This is a genomic window from Pseudoxanthomonas beigongshangi (assembly GCF_016820515.1).
GTDB classification, from domain to species: Bacteria; Pseudomonadota; Gammaproteobacteria; order Xanthomonadales; family Xanthomonadaceae; genus Pseudoxanthomonas_A; species Pseudoxanthomonas_A beigongshangi.
Map to the genome: position 1 here is coordinate 12,712 of NZ_JADHDV010000013.1, position 19,233 is coordinate 31,944.

The window sequence follows — 19,233 nt, forward strand, 5'->3', positions numbered from 1 at the left end:
ATCGTGTTCTCCGTCCCGCGCGAAGCTCTGCTGGAAGTGCTGCAACGGCCCTCGGCCGCGATGCTTCCAGCGGATTCGCGCCAGGCCATCCGGACACGCATCGAAACCTCGCCCGGGCCGGAGCTGCCATTGCAGGATCCGCTGCCGGTGCTGGTCGACACGCTGGAGACGCTGGCCGCATTGTCCGCCGCCGGTGAAGTGATCGCCGCGGCCTGGCTGTTCGCGCTCCCGCCGATCCCGGAGGCATCCGGACCACGCAAGGCCGCGCCCACGGGCATCGTCGACCTGCTGGAAGGACAGCAGGCGGCCGCGCAGGTCTGGGCGCTGCACGCGGAACAGCATCGTGGCGCCAACAACGAAGGCCTGCGCCGGTTGCTGCTGGCAATCGTGCGCGACCTGCGGGTGGTGCCGATACTGCTGGCGCGGCAACTGGCGCGGATGCGCAACGCGGGCCTGCTGGACGACCCGCAGCGGCGCGCGCTGGCGCGGCTGACCCGCGACATCCATGCACCGTTGGCCAACCGGCTGGGCATCTGGCAGCTGAAGTGGGAACTGGAGGATCTGGCCTTCCGCTACCTGGAGCCGGATACCTACCGGCAGATCGCCGCGCAGCTGGATGACAAGCGCGCCGGCCGCGAGCGCTACATCGAATCGGTCAAGTCGACCTTGCGCCAGGCGCTGGCCGAGCACGGCATCGTCGCCGAGATCAGCGGACGGCCCAAGCACATCTACAGCATCTGGCGAAAGATGCAGCGCAAGCAGGTCTCCTTCGACGAGCTGTATGACCTGCGCGCGGTGCGGGTGACCGTGGAGGACGTCGGCGCCTGCTACGCCGCGCTGGGCATCGTGCACGCGCTGTGGACGCCGGTGCCAAGCGAGTTCGACGACTACATCGCCCGGCCCAAGGCCAACGACTACCGTTCCCTGCATACCGCCGTGGTCGGCCCGGAAGGCCGCACACTGGAAGTGCAGATCCGCACGCACGAGATGCACGCGCAGGCCGAACTCGGCGTGGCCGCGCACTGGCGCTACAAGGAAGGCGGCGGCGACCGAGCCTTCGATCGCAAGATCGCCTGGATGCGCCGGCTGCTGGATCAGTCGCAGGAAGGCGGTGAAGGCGGCGGACTGGCCGGCGACCTGGACTCGGAACTGGTCGAGGATCGGGTCTACGTGCTGACTCCCAAGGGCGAGGTCATCGACCTGCCGCATGGCGGCACCGTGCTGGACTTCGCCTACCACGTGCACACGATGGTCGGCCACCGCACCCGCGGCGCCAAGGTCAACGGCCGCATCGTGCCGCTGAACCATGCCCTGCGCAGTGGTGACCGGGTCGAGATCATGACCTCCAAGACCGGTGAGCCGCGCCGCGATTGGTTGCTGCCGGCCAACGGCTTCCTCGCCTCGGGTCGATCCCGCGACAAGGTGCGGGCCTGGTTCCACAAGCTCGATCGCGCGCGCAACCTGCAGGCCGGGCGTGAATTGCTGGAGAAGGAACTCAAGCGGCTGGGCCTGCACCACGCCGACCTGTCCGGTGTGGCGAAGAAGTTCCATGCCGAGAACGTCGAGGAACTGCACATCCAGATCGCCCTGGGCGACGTCGGCCCCAACCAGGTGGTGCGCGCGCTGCACGAGGAACAGCGCGCGGCCGCGCAATCGGCCGCTCCGCAGGGCCTGCCGCCTGGCCTGCCGCTGCGGAAGCCGGGCGGACGCAAGCCGTCGCCGCCGTCCAGATCGCAGTTCACGGTGGAAGGCGTCGGCAACCTGCTGGTGCAACTGGCGCGCTGCTGCCAGCCGGTGCCGGGAGAGGCGATCAGCGGTTACCTGACCCGCGGCCGCGGCGTCAGCGTGCACCGGACCGACTGTGCCGCGTTCCAGCGCCTGGCCGCCTCCAACCCGCAGCGGGTGCTGCCGGTGGAGTGGGGCCAGACCGGTGGCGGTTACGAAGTCGACGTGCAGGTGCGGGCCATCGACCGCAAATGGCTGCTCAAGGACATCACCACGCTGATCGCGCAGGAGGACGCCCACGTGCTGGGCATCAACAGCGACCAGGCCGGCGCCAGTGGCCGGGTGCAGTTGCGCCTGCGCTTGAAGGTCGCCGATTTCGGTCAGCTGTCCACCCTGCTCGGGAAACTCGATGCGCTGCCGGGGGTGGAGGAAGCGCGACGTTCAGCCTGAATGGTTATGCTGGGCCGGTGATGCCCGAGCACAGCCCCGAGCAACCCCGCCAGGACGGCCGGATCGAACCGATCGCCGACTGGGAACATCTGCGTTTCCGCGGCGACGACGCGCCTCCGCGCAGCGCGCCGCCCTTGTGGCGGGCACGACGGACCTGGCGATGGGGCGCGCTGGCGGTGGTGCTGCTGCTGACCCTGCTGGCGGTGTTCCGGCAACCGCTGGCGAACCTGTTCTGGCCCGACACCCGAATCCAGCAATTGCTGGACAACGGCCAGGCCGCGCTCGCTTCGGGCCGGCTGACCGCGCCCGACGGCACCGGCGCCCGCCAGTACTACGAGGCCGCGCAGGCATTGGACAGCGACCGCAGCGAGGCCCGCGACGGCCTGGCTCGGGTGGCGCGGACGGCGCTGGAACAGGCCCGCCAGGCGACCGCGCGCGGGGACTTCGCCGCCGCGCACACCGCGCTCGCGCTGGCCAACGAATTGCAGGTGCCCCGCGCGGAAGCCGCCAGGGTGGCCGAACAACTGCGCAAGCGCGAAGCCGCCGACGCCGGCATCGAGTCGCTGCTCAAACAGGCGCTGGAGGCGCAGGCGGCCGGCCATCTCGACGGCGACCCCGCGGCGGCGCTGCCGTTGTTGCAGCGCGTACTGGCGCTGCAACCCAACCGCATCGAAGCACTCGAGGCCCGCGAAGACATCCTCAGCGACCTGCTGCAACAGGCCGGCACGGTGATGGCGCGCGGCGATCTGGAAGCGGCCGGCCGGCTGATCACCCAGGTGCGCGGCTACGACGGCGGCCACGTGGATCTGCCGGCGGCGCAGGCTTCGCTGGCGCGCGCGATCGACGAGCGTTTGCGCCGTGCCGATACGGATCTGCGCCGTGGGCGACTGGCAAAGGCGACAGAGGGTTACCGGGCGGTGCAGTCCGCCGCGGGCGACGACGCGCGCGCGCGACAGGGCATCGAACGGCTCGCCGCCGCCTATGCCGAATCGGCACGGCGCCAGGCGGGCGATTACCGCTTCAGCGAGGCCGAGTCGGCGCTGGCGCAGGCGCGCGAGCTGTCGCCGCAATCGCCGGCGGTAGGCGAGGCCGTGCAGTACCTGGCGCGCGCCCGCGCCTCCCGGGCCAGCCTGCCGCCATCGCTGCCGCCGCGCGAACGGCAGCGCCGGGTGGAAAGCCTGCTGGCGGGCATGGCCCAGGCCGAGGCTCGCGGGGACTGGATGACGCCACCGGGCGAAAGCGCCTACGACAGGTTGCGCGCGGCGCAGGCGCTGGCTCCCGACGACGTGCGCGTCCGCCGTGCCGCCTCCCGCGTGCTGGCGGCGGCGCAGCAGTGCTTCGAACAGGAGTGGCGCGGCAACCGGGTGCGACGTGCGCAGTCCTGCCTGTCCGCGTGGCAGACGATCCGTCCAGGCGATCCCGCCCTGGCGGAGGCGCGCCGGCGGATGGCGCAGAAATGGATCGCGGTCGGCGACGAGCGCCTGGGCGCGGGCGATGTCGCCTTCGCGGCGCAGGCGCTGGAGGAGGCGCGCGGGATCGAGCCGCGCGCACCCGGCTTGTCCGATTTCGCCGAGCGGGTCAGGCTGGCGCGGCAGGCACAGCGCTAGCGCTGCGGCGCCTGCAGCACCTGATTCGCGATCGCTTCCAGCCTGCGGGTGAGCGCGGGCCAGCTGTATTGGGCGACGGATTCCAGGTCGAGTTCCAAACCCTCGTCCAGGCTGGCCGTCTCCTTCAGCAGGCTGGCCCGGTCGAGCCAGCCCTGCAATGAAGCCAGGGAACCGTCGCTCACCCAGCCGCGTCTCGACGTGGCGATCAACTCCGAACTGATGTCGTGCTGGCGCGTCACGTGCAGGATTGGACGACCCGACCCCAGATACTCGTAGAGCTTGCCCGGAACCTGGGAGGGATCGTCGTTGGCGATGTTGATCAGCACGTCGGCCGAGCGCTGCAACTGCAGGATATGCCGATGGGGAAGGAATCCCAGCAGGCGAATCTGGTCCGGCATGGATTCGGCGGCGCGAAGCAGCGACTCGGGTACGGTGACGGAAGCGATGTTGAGCCTGGCCGCCGGATGGGCGGCGATGGCGGCCACCAGATCGTCCGGCTTGCGGAAATGGTAGAAGCTGCCGGTGTACAGCAATTCCAGCCGCACCGGATCGAACAGGACATTCGCGGAAGCGGCCGGAGGCTCCGGCGCGAAGCCCTGGGAGATGATGCTGATGTCGTTCCTGTGTCCATGGCGCTCCGCCAACAGTGCTGCGGCTCCGGCGTTCGTGACGATCAGGTGATCGGCTTTCCTGCAGGTCTCACCTTCCACACGAAGTGCGCGGTCACGCCAGCGCGCGGGTGTGTAGGGCGCCAGCACGGGATCTCCAAGATCAGCGATCCAGGGGAAGCCCTTCGCCTTGGCCAGCAATCCCAGTTCCAGCGACGTCGCCGGCTCATGCGAACTGATCACGATGTCGGGCTTGAACTCGTCCAGGCATCGGGTGAGGGCGCGCCTGGCCCAGGGAAACCATTCACCGCGCACATCCGGGAACACGAAGCGCGCCGCGAGCCCCTGCGCGGTCTCCGACAGCGATTGCTTCCAACTGCGGGCCGGGCGCAGGGGAGAGGAAGATGGCGTGGGAGAACCGGCATCCGGCGTCACTGAAGAGGCCTGCGCCTGCCGGCGGTCCCGCAAATAGGCAAGCAGGCCTCGCACAGGCCCGGCGAAAGTCCGATGCGTTTCCAGCGTGGAAGGAAGATGCGGCAGACCCGGGGTTTCTCCGCCCAGGTGGATGGTCAGGACCTTGACCTGATGCCCGAGCGCGATCAGTTCGCGCACCAGGTAAGCCCAGCGCAGCGATTGTGGCGAAGGACTCGGCGGGAATTCGTAGGCGATCAGCAGAAATCGCATGTGGTCGGTTCTTTCATTGCGCGGCGAGTTTGATCGGCGTCAGCGGATGGAGGTCGATGCCGGCGGGAAGGTGCGCAGGATGGCAGGCAGCATCGCTTCCTCGGAAAAATGGCGCCGAATGTTGGCCAGGCCGTGCCCGGACAGTCGCTGCCACAGATCCCCTTCCGCATGGAGCCGTTCAATCGCGGCGGCGAAACCGGATTCGTCATCCGCGAGCAGTACATCCTGGCCATCGGTCAAGTGCATCGCTTCGGCTGCGAGGGACGTTGCCACCGTGGGGAGTCCGTGGGACATGTACTGGTTGATTTTTCCCTTGACCCCGGCCCCGAAGCGCAACGGCGCGACACCCACGCGACAGCGCTCCAGCAAGGGGGACAGATCGGGGACGTGGCCATGCACCTGCACGTTCGCGGGAAGGCTGAGGCCGCCCAATGCTTCCTGCAGCCCAGCTCCCACCAGGTGGACATCGATCGCCTGCCTTTTCCCTTCGCCCAGTCGCGGCAGGATCCCGGAGACCAGCCAGCGCACTGCATCGGCGTTCGGCGGATGCCTGCCGCCGCCCACGAACAACACGCCGTGGCGCTGCGCGAAATGCGGGATTGTCGCGCGCGGTGCGTGAATGTTGGACACGATTTCGATCGTCGCGCCGGGCACGAGTTCGGCCAGCAGGTCGCGTTCCACTTCGCTGACCACCCAGGTCGTGTCCGCCCGGGCGATCTGCTCGAGTTCCTGTCGACGGGTCGCGCGCGCCGCACGCGCGAGCGCGGCCTTGTTCATCAGCTCGGCTTCGCGTCCTTCGCGCAGGAAATGCAGATCCACGGTATCCAGGATGCGTCGGGTCGTGGATGCGTGTTGCCGCAGGAGCGGGAACCAGTAGCGGGCCAGGTGATAGCGGCATGCCAGCACACCGGCATGGGGTGCGGAACGCAGCAACCGGCTCGCCGGCATGGAGGACCAGCTTCGGCCGAGGACCCGTACGCCCAATGCCCGCAACGCATCGGCATCCGTGCCTTCTTCCCCCCCGTCCTCCGGCAGGAAGTCGACGTCCAGGCCGGCCTCTCTCATCAGGCGCAGAATCGCCAGCATGCGGACGGAACCCGAATCGCGATCCGGTCGCGGCAGACTCCCGTCGATGACCAGCAAACGATTCCGCGGGTCATGCTCGGGGATCGCCAGACGGCGCGGCGCGACGGGGGAAGGGGGCGTCGGCGGATCCGATACCTGGCCGGCCCGCAGCCTGTCCAACAAATGGCCCATGCCCCTGGACGCCAGGGCAACGCGCACGCGATGCAGCCTGGAAAGCAGCCGGTGCCAATGGAAACCTATCAGTGGGAGCACGGTTAGCTGGGCGGATACTGAATTGCGGGCGATCCGGATCCTGGCCGTTGCCAGGACTGGGGTAGACTGCCCGGAATTCCCATTGTCGCATCCCCGTGGCCCATACCGACTACGACGACGAAGACGATTACGAGTACGACGAGGACGACACCGAGGGCCGCCCGGCCTGGCGCCAGCGACTGATCACCTGGGGCCTGGCAGCCCTGGGCCTGGGGCTGGGATTCCTGATTCCGTATACGTTGTACCTGAACCACCAGGTCACCCAGCGGTTCGGGGAGCTGCGCTGGCAGGTCCCCACGCGCGTCTACGCGCGCCCGCTCGCGCTGGCGCCCGGGGTGGCGATGGATGCCCAGACGCTGAACACCGAACTGGCCGCCGCCTCCTACCGCGATGACGGCACCGGCAAGCTGCCCGGCACCTACGCCCGTGAAGGTGGGCGTTTCACCATTTCCAGCCGCGGCTTCATCGACGTGGACGGACAGGTGGCGCCACGCCGGGTCCAGGTGAGCCTGTCCGGCGGCCGGGTCGCCGGGGTGCGCGATCCCGATCGCCGGCAGAACCTGAAGGTGGCGCGACTGGATCCCGCCCGCATCGCGACCCTGTACGGCCAGAAGCAGGAAGAGCGCCGGCTGGTCCGGCTGAAGGAGGTTCCGCTGCTGCTGGTGACCGGCCTGCAGGCGGTCGAGGACCGCGACTTCAAGGATCACCACGGCATCGATCTCAGCGGCATCGTGCGCGCCATCTGGGTGACCCTGCGTTCCGGAGGCGAGACCCGCCAGGGTGCCAGCACCCTGACCCAGCAGCTCGCGCGCAGCGGCCTGCTCGGCATCGGCAAGGAAGTCACGCCCTCGCGCAAGTTCAACGAAATCCTGTTCGCGCTGATCCTGGAAGCGCGCTACGACAAGAGCACGATCCTGGAGGCGTACTTCAACCAGGTCTATCTCGGCCAGCGCGGCAGCCAGGCGATCCACGGCGTTGCCGCGGGCTCGGAATTCTGGTTCGGCCGCGACCTCAATTCGCTGACCACCGAGCAGGTTGCGCTGCTGATCGGCATGGTGAAGGGGCCTTCCCATTACGATCCGCGTCGCAATCCGGAGCGGGCGAAGGGACGTCGCGACTTCGTACTGGGCAAGCTGCTGGAAACGAAGCTCATCGACGAAAAGGAATACAAGCGCGCGCTGGCCGCGCCGCTGGGCGTCACCCAGACCCCGGGCATGGCTGCCGCCAACCGTTTCCCGGCCTACGTGGATCTGGTCCGCCGGCAACTGGCGCGTGATTATCCGGAAAGCGCGCTGCAGGGTGCTGGCCTGACCGTGCTGACCGGCATGTCGCCGTCCGCGCAGGCCTATGCCGAAGGCGCGGTCACCCGCACGATCAAGGCACTGGAGAACAAGCGCCGGCCGCCGTTGCAGGCGGGCGTGGTGGTGACCGACGTGCACGACGGCGATGTGGTGGCGGTGGTCGGCAGCCGCGACGTGTCGCAGCCAGGCTTCAACCGCGCGGTGGAAGCGCAGCGTCCGGTCGGCTCGCTGCTCAAGCCATTCGTATACCTGCTGGCGCTGGCGCAGCCGGACAGCTATTCGCTGGCCAGCTGGGTCGACGATTCGCCGGTGACGGTGCAACTTGGCAAGAATCGGCGCTGGACGCCGGGCAACGCGGACAATCGCAGCCATGGCACCGTGCGCCTGATCGACGCGCTCGCGCGCTCGTACAACCAGGCCACCGTGCGCATCGGCATGAAGGTCGATCCGGAACGGCTGGCCGAGCTGCTGCGCGTGCTGGCCGGGATCAAGGCCGACGCCAATCCCGCATTGATCCTGGGTTCGACCGACCAGAGTCCGTATGCGATCGCGCAGCTGTACCAGTTCCTCGCGTCCGGTGGCGAAATCCAGCCGCTGCACGCGGTGCGCGGCGTGCTGGATCCCAACGGCAAGCTGCTCAAGCGCTACGACAAGACGCCCGCGCCCGCGCAGGAGGGCGATTCCATCGCCGCCAACCTGATCAGCGTGGCGCTGCAGGAAGTGGTCAGCAACGGTACTGGCCGGCGGCTGCTTGGCGACGGTCTGGGTCGCTTGCAGTCGGCCGGCAAGACCGGTACCAGCAACGATGGCCGCGACAGCTGGTATGCCGGTTACACCGGCGATCACCTCGCGGTGGTCTGGATGGGCAACGACAAGAACGAACAGACCGGCCTGCAGGGCGCCACCGGCGGCATGCGGGTGTGGTCCAACCTGTTCGCGCGACTGCCCAGCGCACCGCTGAACGTGTCCGGAAAGGGTCTGGACTGGCAGTGGGTGATGGGTTCCAACACCACCGATCCCGGCTGTCCCGGTGCCCGCCAGTTGCCGTTCGTGGCCGGCTTCGCGCCCGCCTACAGCGCCTGTGTCATCGAGGCGCCGGTGGCGCCGGAAGAAGAGAGCGGCGGCTGGCGCAGCTGGTTCGGCCTGGATCGCAAGCCTGAAGAAGCCCCGCCCGCCGAAGACACTCCCCCGCCCGCATCACCGCCATGAAGATGAAGTCGTTTCCGCGCACCGCCATCCTTGCCATTGCCACGGTATCGCTGGCCGCCTGCGTCACCACGCCGCCCGAGCCCGAGGCGCCCGCCGTCGCGCTGCGCACGCCCGCGCAGATGCTGGGTGCGGTCTACAAGGCCGCGCAGGGCGGCGACGAGCGCGAACTGAACGTGCAACCGCTGCGCGATCCGGAGGTCGAGGATCTGCGCGATACCGCCGGCAAGGCACTGGCCGCGGGCGATGCCGCCGCCGCCGCCGCCGCGCTGGACAAGGCGCTGGGCATCGTCGCCGACGACCCGGCGGTGTTGCAGGAGCGCGCCGAGGTCGCGCTGGCGCAGGGCGAATTCGATCGCGCCGAGCAGTTCGCCGCGCGCGCCACCGCGCTCGGTTCGGCGGTCGGCCCGCTGTGCCGCCGGCACTGGGAAACCGTCCGCCAGGTCCGCGAACGCCGTCGCGAGCAGGTGGCCGCGCCGCTGAAGCGTCCCAACCAGGCGCAACTGGACGAACAGGCGGCGAAGCTCGCGGCGCTGGATCGCGCCATCGGCGAGGCCGGCCAGCAATTCGATGCCTGCACGGTGCCCGGCATCAATAGAATGTAAGGATGTCCCAGCTTGCCCAAGCCAGTTGCGAAGCCCTCAGCGAGGGCGGCGCCATGGCCAGCCGTCTCGATGCTTTCGTTCCCCGCGAGGCGCAATTGCGCCTCACCCGGGCCATTGCCGATGCCTTCGATCAGCGCGATGTGCTGATCGCCGAGGCCGGCACCGGCACCGGCAAGACCTTCGCCTATCTGGTGCCGGCGCTGCTGTCCGGGCTGAAGACGATCGTGTCCACCGGCACCCGCGCACTGCAGGACCAGCTCTATCACCGCGATTTGCCGCGCGTGCGCGACGCGCTGGGCATCGGGTTGAAGAGCGCGCTGCTGAAGGGCCGCGCCAACTACCTGTGCCGCTACCGGCTGGAACAGGCCAAGGGCGAGCCGCGCTTCACCTCGCGCGAACAGGTCGATCAGTTCCAACGCATCGTCGCCTGGGGCGGACGCACCCACTTCGGCGACATGGCCGAACTGGCGACGCTGCCCGACGACTCGCCGCTGCTGCCGATGGTCACCTCCACGGTGGACAACTGCCTGGGATCGGATTGCCCGTTCTGGGAGGACTGCTTCGTCGTGCAGGCGCGCCAGCGCGCGCAGGCGGCCGATCTGGTGGTGGTCAACCATCACCTGCTGCTGGCGGACCTGGCACTCAAGCAGGAAGGCTTCGGCGAAATCCTGCCGGGCGCGCAGGCCTTCGTGATCGACGAGGCGCACCAGTTGCCCGAACTGGCGGCCAATTTCTTCGGCGAAGGTTTCGGCATGCGTCCGCTGCAGGAACTGGCGCGCGATTGCCTCAGCGAGTGCAAGGACGTGCCCGGCGCGCTGGCCGCGTTGCAGGCCCCGGTGCAGCGGCTGGAACTGGCGCTGCGCGACTTGCGCCTGGCGATGGAGGGATTACCGGTACGCGGTACCCGCGAACGCGCGCTGGGCAAGATCGAGGTGAGCGAGGGTTTCGATCACGTGGTCGAAGCGCTGGCCGAGCTTTTCCAGTGCGTGGTCGGCATGGCCGAGGCGTCCATCGGTCTGGATGCCTGCGCCGCCCGCGCGCGCGAATTGTCCACGCGGCTTTCGCGCTGGCTGGGTGAAGGCGAGAGCGAGGCGATCCCCGGATTCGACGACGACGAACACGCGCATGACGCCGCCGGCGACGTGTTCTGGTACGAACTCACCCAGCGTGGTTTCCGCTGCCAACGCACGCCGCTGGACGTGTCCGCGCCGCTGCGCCAGCACCGCGAACAGTCGCGTGCGGCGTGGGTGTTCACCTCGGCGACGCTGGCGGTGGGCGGTCGCTTCGACCACTACGCCGAACGCCTGGGCCTGGAAGATCCGCCCACCTTGCTGCAACCCAGTCCGTTCGACTGGCCGCGGCAGGCGCTGTGCTACCTGCCCGGCAGCCTGCCGGATCCTGGCTCGCGCGATTTCGGCCGGGCGGTGATCGAAGCGGTCAAGCCGGTGCTGCATGCCTCGCAGGGGCGAGCGTTCCTGCTGTTCGCCTCGCATCGCGCGCTGCGCGAGGCGGCGGAGCTGCTGCGCGGCGGTCCGTGGCCGCTGTTCGTGCAGGGCGAAGCGCCGCGCGCGCTGCTGCTGCAACGGTTCCGCGAATCCGGCAACGGCGTGCTGCTGGGCGCGGCCAGCTTCCGCGAAGGCGTCGACGTGGCCGGCGATGCGCTGTCGGTGGTGGTGGTCGACAAGCTTCCGTTCGCGGCACCGGATGATCCGGTATTCGAAGCGCGCCTGGACGCGATCCGCCGGCATGGCGGCAATCCGTTCCGCGACGAACAGCTGCCGCAGGCGGTGATCGCGCTCAAGCAGGGCGTGGGCCGGCTGATCCGCAGCGAGACCGATCGCGGCGTGCTGGTGCTGTGCGATCCGCGCCTGCTGGGCAAGTCCTATGGCCGGGTGTTCCTGGATTCGCTGCCGCCGTTTGCGCGCACCCGACGGGTGGAAGACGTGCAGGCGTTCTTTGCGCCAGAATCGGCGGACCAGAGGGAAATGGATCTGTCATGAAGCTGCTTGCATTCGAGACCGCCACCGAAGCCTGCTCGGTGGCCCTGTATCTGGACGGCGAAGTGCGCGAGCGCTTCGAGATCGCGCCCCGCAGGCATGCCGAACTGGCGTTGCCCTGGGCCGATGCGCTACTGGCGGACGCCGGGTTGGCGCGGACCGAACTGGATGCCATCGCGATCAGCCGGGGGCCTGGCGCGTTCACCGGCGTGCGCCTGGCGATCGCTTTGGCGCAGGGCATCGCGATGGCGCTGGACCGGCCGATCGTTCCGATCTCCACCCTCAAGGTGGTGGCGGCGTCGCTGGTGCTGCCGTATGCCACCGAGTCGGTCGGGGCGAAGCAACGCATTCTCGCCGCCATCGACGCGCGCATGGGCGAGGTCTATGCCGGTGCGTTCATGCGCGATGGCGCGGATCTGGTGGCGCTGTCGGAAGAGACCGTGTCCGCGCCGGACGCGGTCTTGCTGCCCGACGAGGACGGCCGCTGGCATGGCGCGGGCACCGGCTTCGCCGCGCTCGACGGCGTGCTGCAGGCACGTCTCCAGCCTTGGCTGGCCAGCGTGGATTCGCAGGTGCTGCCGCATGCGTCCGATCTGGCGCAGTTGGCATCGCTGGCTTACGCGCGTGGCGAAACCGTCGCGCCCGAGCGGGTGGAGCCCGCCTACCTGCGCGACAACGTCGCGCTGACGCTGGCCGAGCAGGAAGCCTTGCGGGCATCCAAGTAGGCAGGCGCGGCCGTCCACACATCCCGCCCGCGCGATGACGCGGACGGGATGTCCGCTTCATGCGCGGCGCTTGCGCGCATGGACCTCGACGACGTCCAGGATCAGCGGACGCTGCTGCTTCGGCGCCTCGCGGAACAATTGCAGCAGGCAGCGTTCGTCACTGTCACGGGCGAATTCTTCCTGTGCGGCGACCGGGTGCGGAGATTCCTGATCGTCGTTCCCCGCGCCGCGCCCCGTCGCCAGCCATTCGAAGCTCACGCCGGTGAGTATCGCCAACCGGATCATGTGTTCGACCGTGGGCGTGACCTCGGAGTCGGACTCCCAGTTGGCGACCGCGCCGCGGGTAACGCCGATGCGCTCGGACAATTCCTGTTGCGACAGTCCGGCATTCTGGCGGGCGATACGGATGCGTGATGTGAGTTTCATGTCGTCATTCCAGCAATGAAGGAGCAACGAGCGTAGTGCGCGCATTCGCGTCGCTGCAACTAACATTGACTCTCACATTGCAAGTTGCGTTTGCGAAAATCATTCGCCAACGGCTGTCCGCTGTTCCAGGTGAATGATCTTGCGAACGAATCGGGACGAATGCATCTGTTCGAGTATTGCGCATTGATGGATTCAAGACTCACACGGTGAACTAGTGCAAGGAATCGCCCAATGTTAATTGACCGGGCTGAAGGTCGCGTATGAGAAAGGGGGCGCAGGAAATGCCCGGTGGAAAGATATCTGGATTTTCCTGTCCCGGACGCAGGGGGTGCGTCGTCTTTAGGAATACGGAAATGCGCGAACTTTCAGAGAGCGAAACGGCGGCGGTTGGAGGCGGATTCGCCCCGGTACTGGTGGCGATCGGAATTGCATTGCTTTCCGGATGCGCCACGACCGGCGGATTGCGGAAGGGGGAGGAACCCCCCGAATAAGTGGATCCGACTTCATGTCGATGACTGCCCCAGCCATGCATTCTGCATGGCTGGGGATACTTCCGTTCAGGTGATGAATGAATGTGTATCGGATGTTTTACCGAGGAGCTGGTTTCACTGCGCTGATCCTGGCCCTATGTCTGTTCGACGTTCTGCCGGGGTTACGGCTTCCAATGGTTGCTGGCTGCCTGATCGGACTGGGAATCTGTGCTGTCCTGGCGTTTGGATTCCGCCGGGCATGGAAAAGAGGCCGCGTGACCATTCCCCTGCTGGCTGGTGCGGCCTTCATCGTCGGTGGAGCGGCATTCGACATCTACGCGACGTTGCACCACTCACCGGATCTGGAACACGAAGCGAATCCGCTGGCCAGGGCGCTCCTGGATGAAGGATTGGCGCCGGCAACGGTGTTGATGCTGGGAGGAATTGGCCAAACCTGCCTTGTTTTCACTTCGCTCATGATCTGGATGAACCTGGTAATCCGGTTCAAATGGTATGAAGGAAAGATCGGGACATCGGAGAGATCCGGGCTGGCCGGCAGGATGCTTCTGGCGAACAGGATGTTTGGCGCCCCGGACAACGGACTGGCGTCCTTGCTGGGGATGCGCACGGATCCCGAAGTCCTGATCTGCGGGGTCGGATTCCTGATGCTGCCCCTGTATGCCTATCGCTGGTATCTGGGGCTGGAATGGTTCGGACTCGTTCCCATTTCCAGAATCGTCGTGCCCGTGTCGCTGGTGGTGCTTGCGCTCGCGGTGCAATTCATCTGGGCCACACGCGTGTCGCGCGCCTCCCCGGGTTGATCCATTGTTGGCTGGATGCAGCGGGTTGCCGCAGATCAGCGCTTCCGGACGCACGCTGAGGCGGCGGCGGGCATCGGCGGCTGGCGACTACTCGTCCCGCACTTCACCGCCGGGCAGGAAATTCCACGTGCGGGTGACGTGCAGGATGTCGATGTGCTCGTCGGTTTCCGGCAGCGGCGGGAAGGGTTCGGCGAGGCGGACGATGCGCAGCGCGGTGGAGTCGAGCAGCGGGATGCCGCTGGACTGGATGATGCGGGTCTGCTCGATCGAGCCGTCGCGACGTACCGCCACGCTGATCACCAGCTGTCCGGCCAGCCGCTTGCGGCGCGCCTCGTCCGGATAGTTGAGATTGCCCACGCGTTCGGCGCGATCGACCCAGGCGCGCAGGTAGTTGGCATAGGCGTACTCGCGGGTGCTGGCGGAGACGAACTTGCGCTTGGGCCGCTTGGCGTACAGCTCCGAGCGCAGGTGGATTTCGGCGGCCAGCCGCGCCATCTCGGCGTCGTGCTGGATCTTGCGCTCGCCCCGCGGCAGGTCGGGGCGTTCGAACGGTGGCGTCGATTCGGCCGGCGGCACCCGCTGCGCGCTGTCGCGGGTGGTGATGACGCGCGCCTCCGGCGGCGGTGCGGGCGCCGGCGATTGCGCGCGCAACGGCTGCGGCGCCAGCCCGGTCTCCTGCTGCGGCACCCAGCCGGCCTGGCTGTCGCGCGGACGCCTGGCCTTGTCGTGGTCGCCGCCGCCCTGCTGATTGGCGGCGGCCAGGAAGTCGGCTTCCTTCGGGGTCAGCGGGGTCTGGGTCTGGCTGAGCACCACGTCCAGGGTGGGTACCACCGGCGCCGCCTCGTCCAGGCTGAAGCCCACGCCGAGCACCAGCATGCCGTGCAGGATCAGCGACAGCGCCAGGGTCGCGCCCAGGCGTTCGTTCTCGCCGACGCGGGGCGGGGCAACGGCAACCGCGTTCATGTCAGCCGGCCAGCTTGCGCTCGATGACGTCGAACAACTGCCCGGCGATGTTCAGCCCGAACTGAGCATCGAGCTCGCGCACGCAGGTCGGGCTGGTGACGTTGACCTCGGTCAGGTAGTCGCCGATCACGTCCAGGCCGACGAACAGCATGCCGCGGCGCTTCATTTCAGGGCCGACCTGACCGGCGATCCAGCGATCGCGCTCGCTCAGCGGGCGGCCTTCGCCGCGGCCGCCGGCAGCGAGGTTGCCGCGGAATTCGTCGCCTTGCGGGATACGCGCCAGCGCGTAGTCCACCGGCTCGCCATCGACCAGCAGGACCCGCTTGTCGCCGTCCTTGATGCCGGGAATGAAGCGCTGGGCCAGGGCCAGGTGGCCGGGGCCGACCAGGGTTTCCAGGATCACGTTGGTGTTGGGATCACCGGCGCGGACCCGGAAGATCGAGCGCCCGCCCATCCCGTCCAGCGGCTTGAGCACGGCTTCGCCATGCTCGTGGACGAAGGCCTTGAGCGCGGCCGGGTCGCGACTGACCAGGGTGGGCGGGCAGCACTGCGGGAACAGCAGCGCGGCCAGCTTCTCGTTGAAATCGCGCAGGCCCTGAGGATCATTGACCAGCAGGGCACCGGCGGCCTGGGCCACCGACAGGATGTGGGTGTCGTACAGGTACTCGCCGTCCACCGGGGGGTCCTTGCGCATCAGCACCACCTGGCCGGGGCCGAAGCGCTGGTCGACCGGTTCGCCGAGGGTGAACCAGCCGGCCTTGTCGTCCTTCACCGCCAGCGGGGCGGTGCGCGCCCAGGCCTCGCCGCCGCGCAGCGACAGCCCGCCCGGGACCACGTAGTGGAGCCGATGGCCGCGGCGCTGGGCTTCCAGCAGCATGGCGAAGGTGGTGTCCTTGGCAATCTTGATGGACCCGATGGGGTCCATGACGACGATGACATCGAACGGCATGGCGGGGAGGTGGCGGACCGGTGCGGAAAGTGCCGCGATGGTAGCAGGCCGCGCCCGTCGGGCCCGTCGGGAAGCCTGCGAGGCCAAGTGAGACGGAGTTCGCATCGCCGTGTTCAGCTGGGGCCTTTCCCGAGGCCCAACTTGACAGTCCGCCCCGGGGCTGGAATATAGGGGCATCGCAGCGACGCCGGTTGGTCAATGAAGCGTCGCGCGCACGGGGATTCCAGTAATGACGCAGAACGCTGACCGGGCCGGGGAACTCAATGGCCTCCGGGTCATGGTTATCGATGACTCGAAAACCATCCGCCGCACCGCGGAGACCCTATTAAAACGAGAAGGTTGCGAGGTGGTGACCGCGACGGACGGCTTCGAGGCCCTGGCCAAGATCGCCGACCAGCAGCCGCAGATCATCTTCGTCGACATCATGATGCCGCGGCTGGACGGTTATCAGACCTGTGCGCTCATCAAGAACAACCAGGTGTTCAAGAGCACCCCGGTGATCATGCTGTCCTCCAAGGACGGCCTGTTCGACAAGGCCCGCGGCCGGATCGTCGGATCCGAGCAGTACCTGACCAAGCCGTTCACGCGCGAGGAACTCCTCGGCGCGATCCGCGCGCACGTCAGCACTTGAGTGCCGTGACGCCGACTGCCACACCGCGCACTGGGAGCGGGACATGAGTCGTACGCCGTTCGATATCCTCGCAGAATACGAGCGCCGCAGCCTGGCGCATGCGGTCGTGCTGCCTGCCGTCGAGCAGGCGCCCGACCAATGGCGCGGGGTCGGCTACCGGGTCGGCCAGCGCCGGCTGGTGTCCAACTTCGCCGAAGTGGTGGAAATCGTGCCGCTGCCGCCGATGACGCAGGTGCCGGGCGCGCAACCCTGGCTGCTGGGCATCGGCAACCTGCGCGGCAACCTGTTTCCCGTGGTCGATCTCAAGCAGTTCCTGGAAGGCGAGCGCACCGTGCTGCACGAGGGGCAGCGAGTGCTGGTGATGCGCCAGCCGGGCGGGGACGTCGCCCTGACCATCGACGAGCTGTACGGACAACGCAGTTTCAATGAAACCCAGCGGACCGAGCCGGGGAGCCTGGCCGAGGGGCGTTACGGATATTTCGTCGACCGTGCGTATCACGGCGACGAGCACGATTGGGGGGTGTTCGCGCTGTCGTTGCTGGCGCGCACACCGGAGTTCCGACAAGCCGCGCTCTGACGCGGACGACAACTAGAAACAGCCAGGGGTTTGGAAATGAGCACTGCGGCGGATTCCCCCAACACCAGCAAGCTGGGCGGCCTGGGCAGCACGTCCTGGCTGGTCCTGCTGGTGATTGCGGTATTGCTGTTCGGCGCCAACACGGGCGTCGCCACCTGGCAGGGCAGCCGGTTGTCCGGCGCCAGCACCGGCGCATCGGACATGCGCGTACTGTCGCAACAGCTGGCCAACTACGGCCGCGAGGCCGTGGCCGGCAACGCCGATGCGTTCAAGGCGTTCCGGACCACCAAGGAACGCATCGACACCACGGTCACCGAACTGGAAGGCCGGTTCGGCAAGGAAGGCGCCATCGTCGGACCGCTGACCCAGCTGAAGACGACCTGGGCGCCGCTGGACAAGAGCGCCGACCAGATCATCGCCAGCGAGGCCGCGGTGCTGGCCCTGTCCGGCAACGCCGATCGCTTCGCCGGCCAGGTGCCGCAGTTGCAGGCGCAGTTGAACGAGGTGGTGCGCGCGATGTCGGCCGGCGGGGCGCCGTCCTCGCAGATCTACAGCGCGCTGCAACAGGTCGTGCTGGCCGGCACGATGGCCCGTCGCGTGACCGAAATCCGCGCCGGCGGCGCCGGCGCCTCGATGGCCGGCGACGCGCTCGGCCGCGACGCGGTGCTGTTCGGCCAGGTGCTGGAAGGCCTGCGCAACGGCAACGCGGACCTGGGCATCGCCGCAGTCCGCAACGCAGGCGCGTTGTCCGCGCTGGACCAGTCGCAGGCGCTGTGGAACAACATGAAGAAGGATCTGGACGCGATCCTCGGCAGCTCGCGCAACCTGTTCGGCGCGCAGTCCTCGGCCGCGGCGCTGACCAACGGCGCCGGCAAGATGCTGGAGGACAGCACCCGGTTGTTCGAGGCGTTCACCGCGTTCGGTTCCGTGCGCGATACCCGCCTGTTCCCGAACTTCTGGATTTCGGTGGGTGCCGGCTTCCTGCTGCTGGTCTCGATCGGCGGCTTCCTTTTCAGCCTGTACCGCAACCGCCAGCGCGAGCAGGAAACGCGCTACCAGACCCAGGTCGAATTCAACAGCCGCAACCAGCAGGCGATCATGCGGTTGCTGGACGAAATCAGCTCGCTGGGTGAAGGCGATCTGACGGTCAAGGCCTCGGTGACCGAGGACATGACCGGCGCCATCGCGGACGCCATCAACTACGCGGTGGACGAACTGCGCAACCTGGTGACCACCATCAACGACACTTCGGTGCAGGTGGCCGCCTCGACCCAGGAAACCCAGGCCACCGCGCTGCAACTGGCCGAAGCGGCCGGCCACCAGGCCGACCAGATCACCAACGCCTCCGAGCGCATCAACGAAATCGCGGTCAGCATCGACCAGGTGTCGCGCAACTCCACCGAATCGGCGGACGTGGCGCAGCGCTCGGTGCAGATCGCGACCGAGGGTGCCGGCGTGGTCCGCGAGACCATCCGCGGCATGGACCAGATTCGCGACCAGATCCAGGAAACCTCCAAGCGCATCAAGCGCCTGGGCGAGTCCTCGCAGGAAATCGGATCGGTGGTGGAACTGATCAACGACATTTCCGAACAGACCAACATCCTGGCCTTGAACGCCGCGGTGCAGGCCGCTTCGGCGGGCGAGGCGGGCCGCGGTTTCGCGGTCGTGGCCGACGAAGTGCAACGGCTGGCCGAACGCACCTCCGGCGCGACCCGCCGCATCGAGTCGCTGGTGCAGGCGATTCAGGCCGACACCAACGAGGCGGTCAGTTCGATGGAACAGACCACCGCCGAAGTGGTGTCCGGCGCGCGCCTGGCCGAGGACGCGGGCACCGCGCTGGGCGAGATCGAGCGCGTGTCCAGCGATCTCAACGACCTCATCAAGAACATCTCCGGTGCGGCCCAGCAGCAGTCGGCCGCGGCCTCGGACATCACCGAGACGATGGGCGTGATCCGCCAGATCACCTCGCAGACTTCGCTCGGCGCCAAGCAGACCGCCGATTCGATCGGCCACCTGGCGCAACTGGCGGCGGACCTGCGTCGTTCGGTCGCCGACTTCAAACTGCCGGGCTGAGGACGGAACGCACGGATGAAAGCCCGAATTTCCACCGCATGGCACCCGTCCCGGACGGGCTGCCGCTCGCTTGCTGA

Annotated in this window: 15 protein-coding genes; 10 read left to right on the plus strand and 5 right to left on the minus strand. The window is 67.9% G+C overall.

The window, feature by feature from the left end; all coding sequences use genetic code 11:
• The first annotated feature begins 60 nt into the window (after window positions 1–60).
• Complete coding sequence (locus IQ458_RS11065; RefSeq protein ID WP_203322904.1) at window positions 61–2,175, plus strand: bifunctional (p)ppGpp synthetase/guanosine-3',5'-bis(diphosphate) 3'-pyrophosphohydrolase; 2,115 nt, start codon at window positions 61–63, stop codon at window positions 2,173–2,175.
• Window positions 2,176–2,195: 20 nt separating this feature from the next.
• Entirely contained in the window at window positions 2,196–3,782 is a 1,587-nt protein-coding gene (locus IQ458_RS11070) for a tetratricopeptide repeat protein (RefSeq protein ID WP_225562305.1), read from the plus strand.
• On the opposite strand, the gene IQ458_RS11075 is transcribed toward IQ458_RS11070, so the two are convergent.
• Both IQ458_RS11075 and IQ458_RS11080 read right to left on the minus strand, forming a co-directional pair.
• Window positions 3,779–5,074 (minus strand): glycosyltransferase, encoded by a 1,296-nt coding sequence (locus IQ458_RS11075; RefSeq protein ID WP_268963381.1) that lies wholly within the window; start codon window positions 5,072–5,074, stop codon window positions 3,779–3,781. The two genes, IQ458_RS11070 and IQ458_RS11075, sit on opposite strands and share 4 nt — an antisense overlap.
• 39 nt (window positions 5,075–5,113) lie before the next feature.
• A complete protein-coding gene (locus IQ458_RS11080; RefSeq protein ID WP_203322847.1) occupies window positions 5,114–6,331 on the minus strand; it encodes a glycosyltransferase in 1,218 nt (405 codons plus the stop codon).
• A gap of 170 nt (window positions 6,332–6,501) precedes the next feature.
• Between IQ458_RS11080 and mrcB the strand changes: the two genes are divergently transcribed.
• From mrcB to tsaB, 4 genes are read left to right on the plus strand one after another with little or no spacing between them, the layout of a single operon-like run.
• On the plus strand, window positions 6,502–8,922 hold the full coding sequence (gene mrcB, locus IQ458_RS11085; protein ID WP_183641175.1) for a penicillin-binding protein 1B: 2,421 nt from the start codon (window positions 6,502–6,504) through the stop codon (window positions 8,920–8,922).
• A gap of 2 nt (window positions 8,923–8,924) precedes the next feature.
• Complete coding sequence (locus IQ458_RS11090) at window positions 8,925–9,524, plus strand: tetratricopeptide repeat protein (protein WP_425504680.1); 600 nt, start codon at window positions 8,925–8,927, stop codon at window positions 9,522–9,524.
• 2 nt (window positions 9,525–9,526) lie between these two features.
• Window positions 9,527–11,524 (plus strand): DNA repair helicase YoaA, encoded by a 1,998-nt coding sequence (gene yoaA, locus IQ458_RS11095; RefSeq protein WP_203322849.1) that lies wholly within the window; start codon window positions 9,527–9,529, stop codon window positions 11,522–11,524.
• Window positions 11,521–12,246 carry a tRNA (adenosine(37)-N6)-threonylcarbamoyltransferase complex dimerization subunit type 1 TsaB gene (gene tsaB / locus IQ458_RS11100; protein ID WP_203322850.1) on the plus strand — a complete coding sequence of 242 codons (726 nt, stop codon included), beginning with the start codon at window positions 11,521–11,523 and terminating at the stop codon, window positions 12,244–12,246. The genes yoaA and tsaB overlap by 4 nt, the downstream gene beginning before the upstream one ends.
• 57 nt (window positions 12,247–12,303) lie before the next feature.
• On the opposite strand, the gene IQ458_RS11105 is transcribed toward tsaB, so the two are convergent.
• On the minus strand, window positions 12,304–12,672 hold the full coding sequence (locus tag IQ458_RS11105; protein WP_203322851.1) for a helix-turn-helix transcriptional regulator: 369 nt from the start codon (window positions 12,670–12,672) through the stop codon (window positions 12,304–12,306).
• Between the two features lie 745 nt (window positions 12,673–13,417).
• Here IQ458_RS11105 and IQ458_RS11110 point away from each other — a divergent pair.
• Window positions 13,418–13,963 carry a hypothetical protein gene (locus tag IQ458_RS11110; RefSeq protein ID WP_203322852.1) on the plus strand — a complete coding sequence of 182 codons (546 nt, stop codon included), beginning with the start codon at window positions 13,418–13,420 and terminating at the stop codon, window positions 13,961–13,963.
• Window positions 13,964–14,050: 87 nt separating this feature from the next.
• Here IQ458_RS11110 and IQ458_RS11115 read toward each other — a convergent pair whose 3' ends face one another.
• Together IQ458_RS11115 and gshB are read right to left on the minus strand one after the other, a co-directional pair.
• Window positions 14,051–14,926: an energy transducer TonB gene (locus tag IQ458_RS11115; RefSeq protein WP_203322853.1), complete on the minus strand. Its 876-nt coding sequence runs from the start codon at window positions 14,924–14,926 to the stop codon at window positions 14,051–14,053.
• Between the two features lies 1 nt (window position 14,927).
• A complete protein-coding gene (gshB, locus tag IQ458_RS11120; RefSeq protein ID WP_183638879.1) occupies window positions 14,928–15,875 on the minus strand; it encodes a glutathione synthase in 948 nt (315 codons plus the stop codon).
• Between the two features lie 229 nt (window positions 15,876–16,104).
• On the opposite strand from gshB, the gene pilG reads away from it, so the two are divergent.
• The 3 genes from pilG to IQ458_RS11135 are packed head-to-tail and all read left to right on the plus strand — an operon-like array spanning window position 16,105 to window position 19,156.
• Window positions 16,105–16,506 carry a twitching motility response regulator PilG gene (gene pilG / locus IQ458_RS11125; RefSeq protein WP_141455768.1) on the plus strand — a complete coding sequence of 134 codons (402 nt, stop codon included), beginning with the start codon at window positions 16,105–16,107 and terminating at the stop codon, window positions 16,504–16,506.
• Between the two features lie 43 nt (window positions 16,507–16,549).
• Window positions 16,550–17,083, plus strand: coding sequence for a chemotaxis protein CheW (locus IQ458_RS11130; RefSeq protein ID WP_141455769.1), 534 nt, complete (start codon window positions 16,550–16,552; stop codon window positions 17,081–17,083).
• 36 nt (window positions 17,084–17,119) lie between these two features.
• Window positions 17,120–19,156 (plus strand): methyl-accepting chemotaxis protein, encoded by a 2,037-nt coding sequence (locus IQ458_RS11135; RefSeq protein WP_183638877.1) that lies wholly within the window; start codon window positions 17,120–17,122, stop codon window positions 19,154–19,156.
• Window positions 19,157–19,233: the final 77 nt, after the last annotated feature.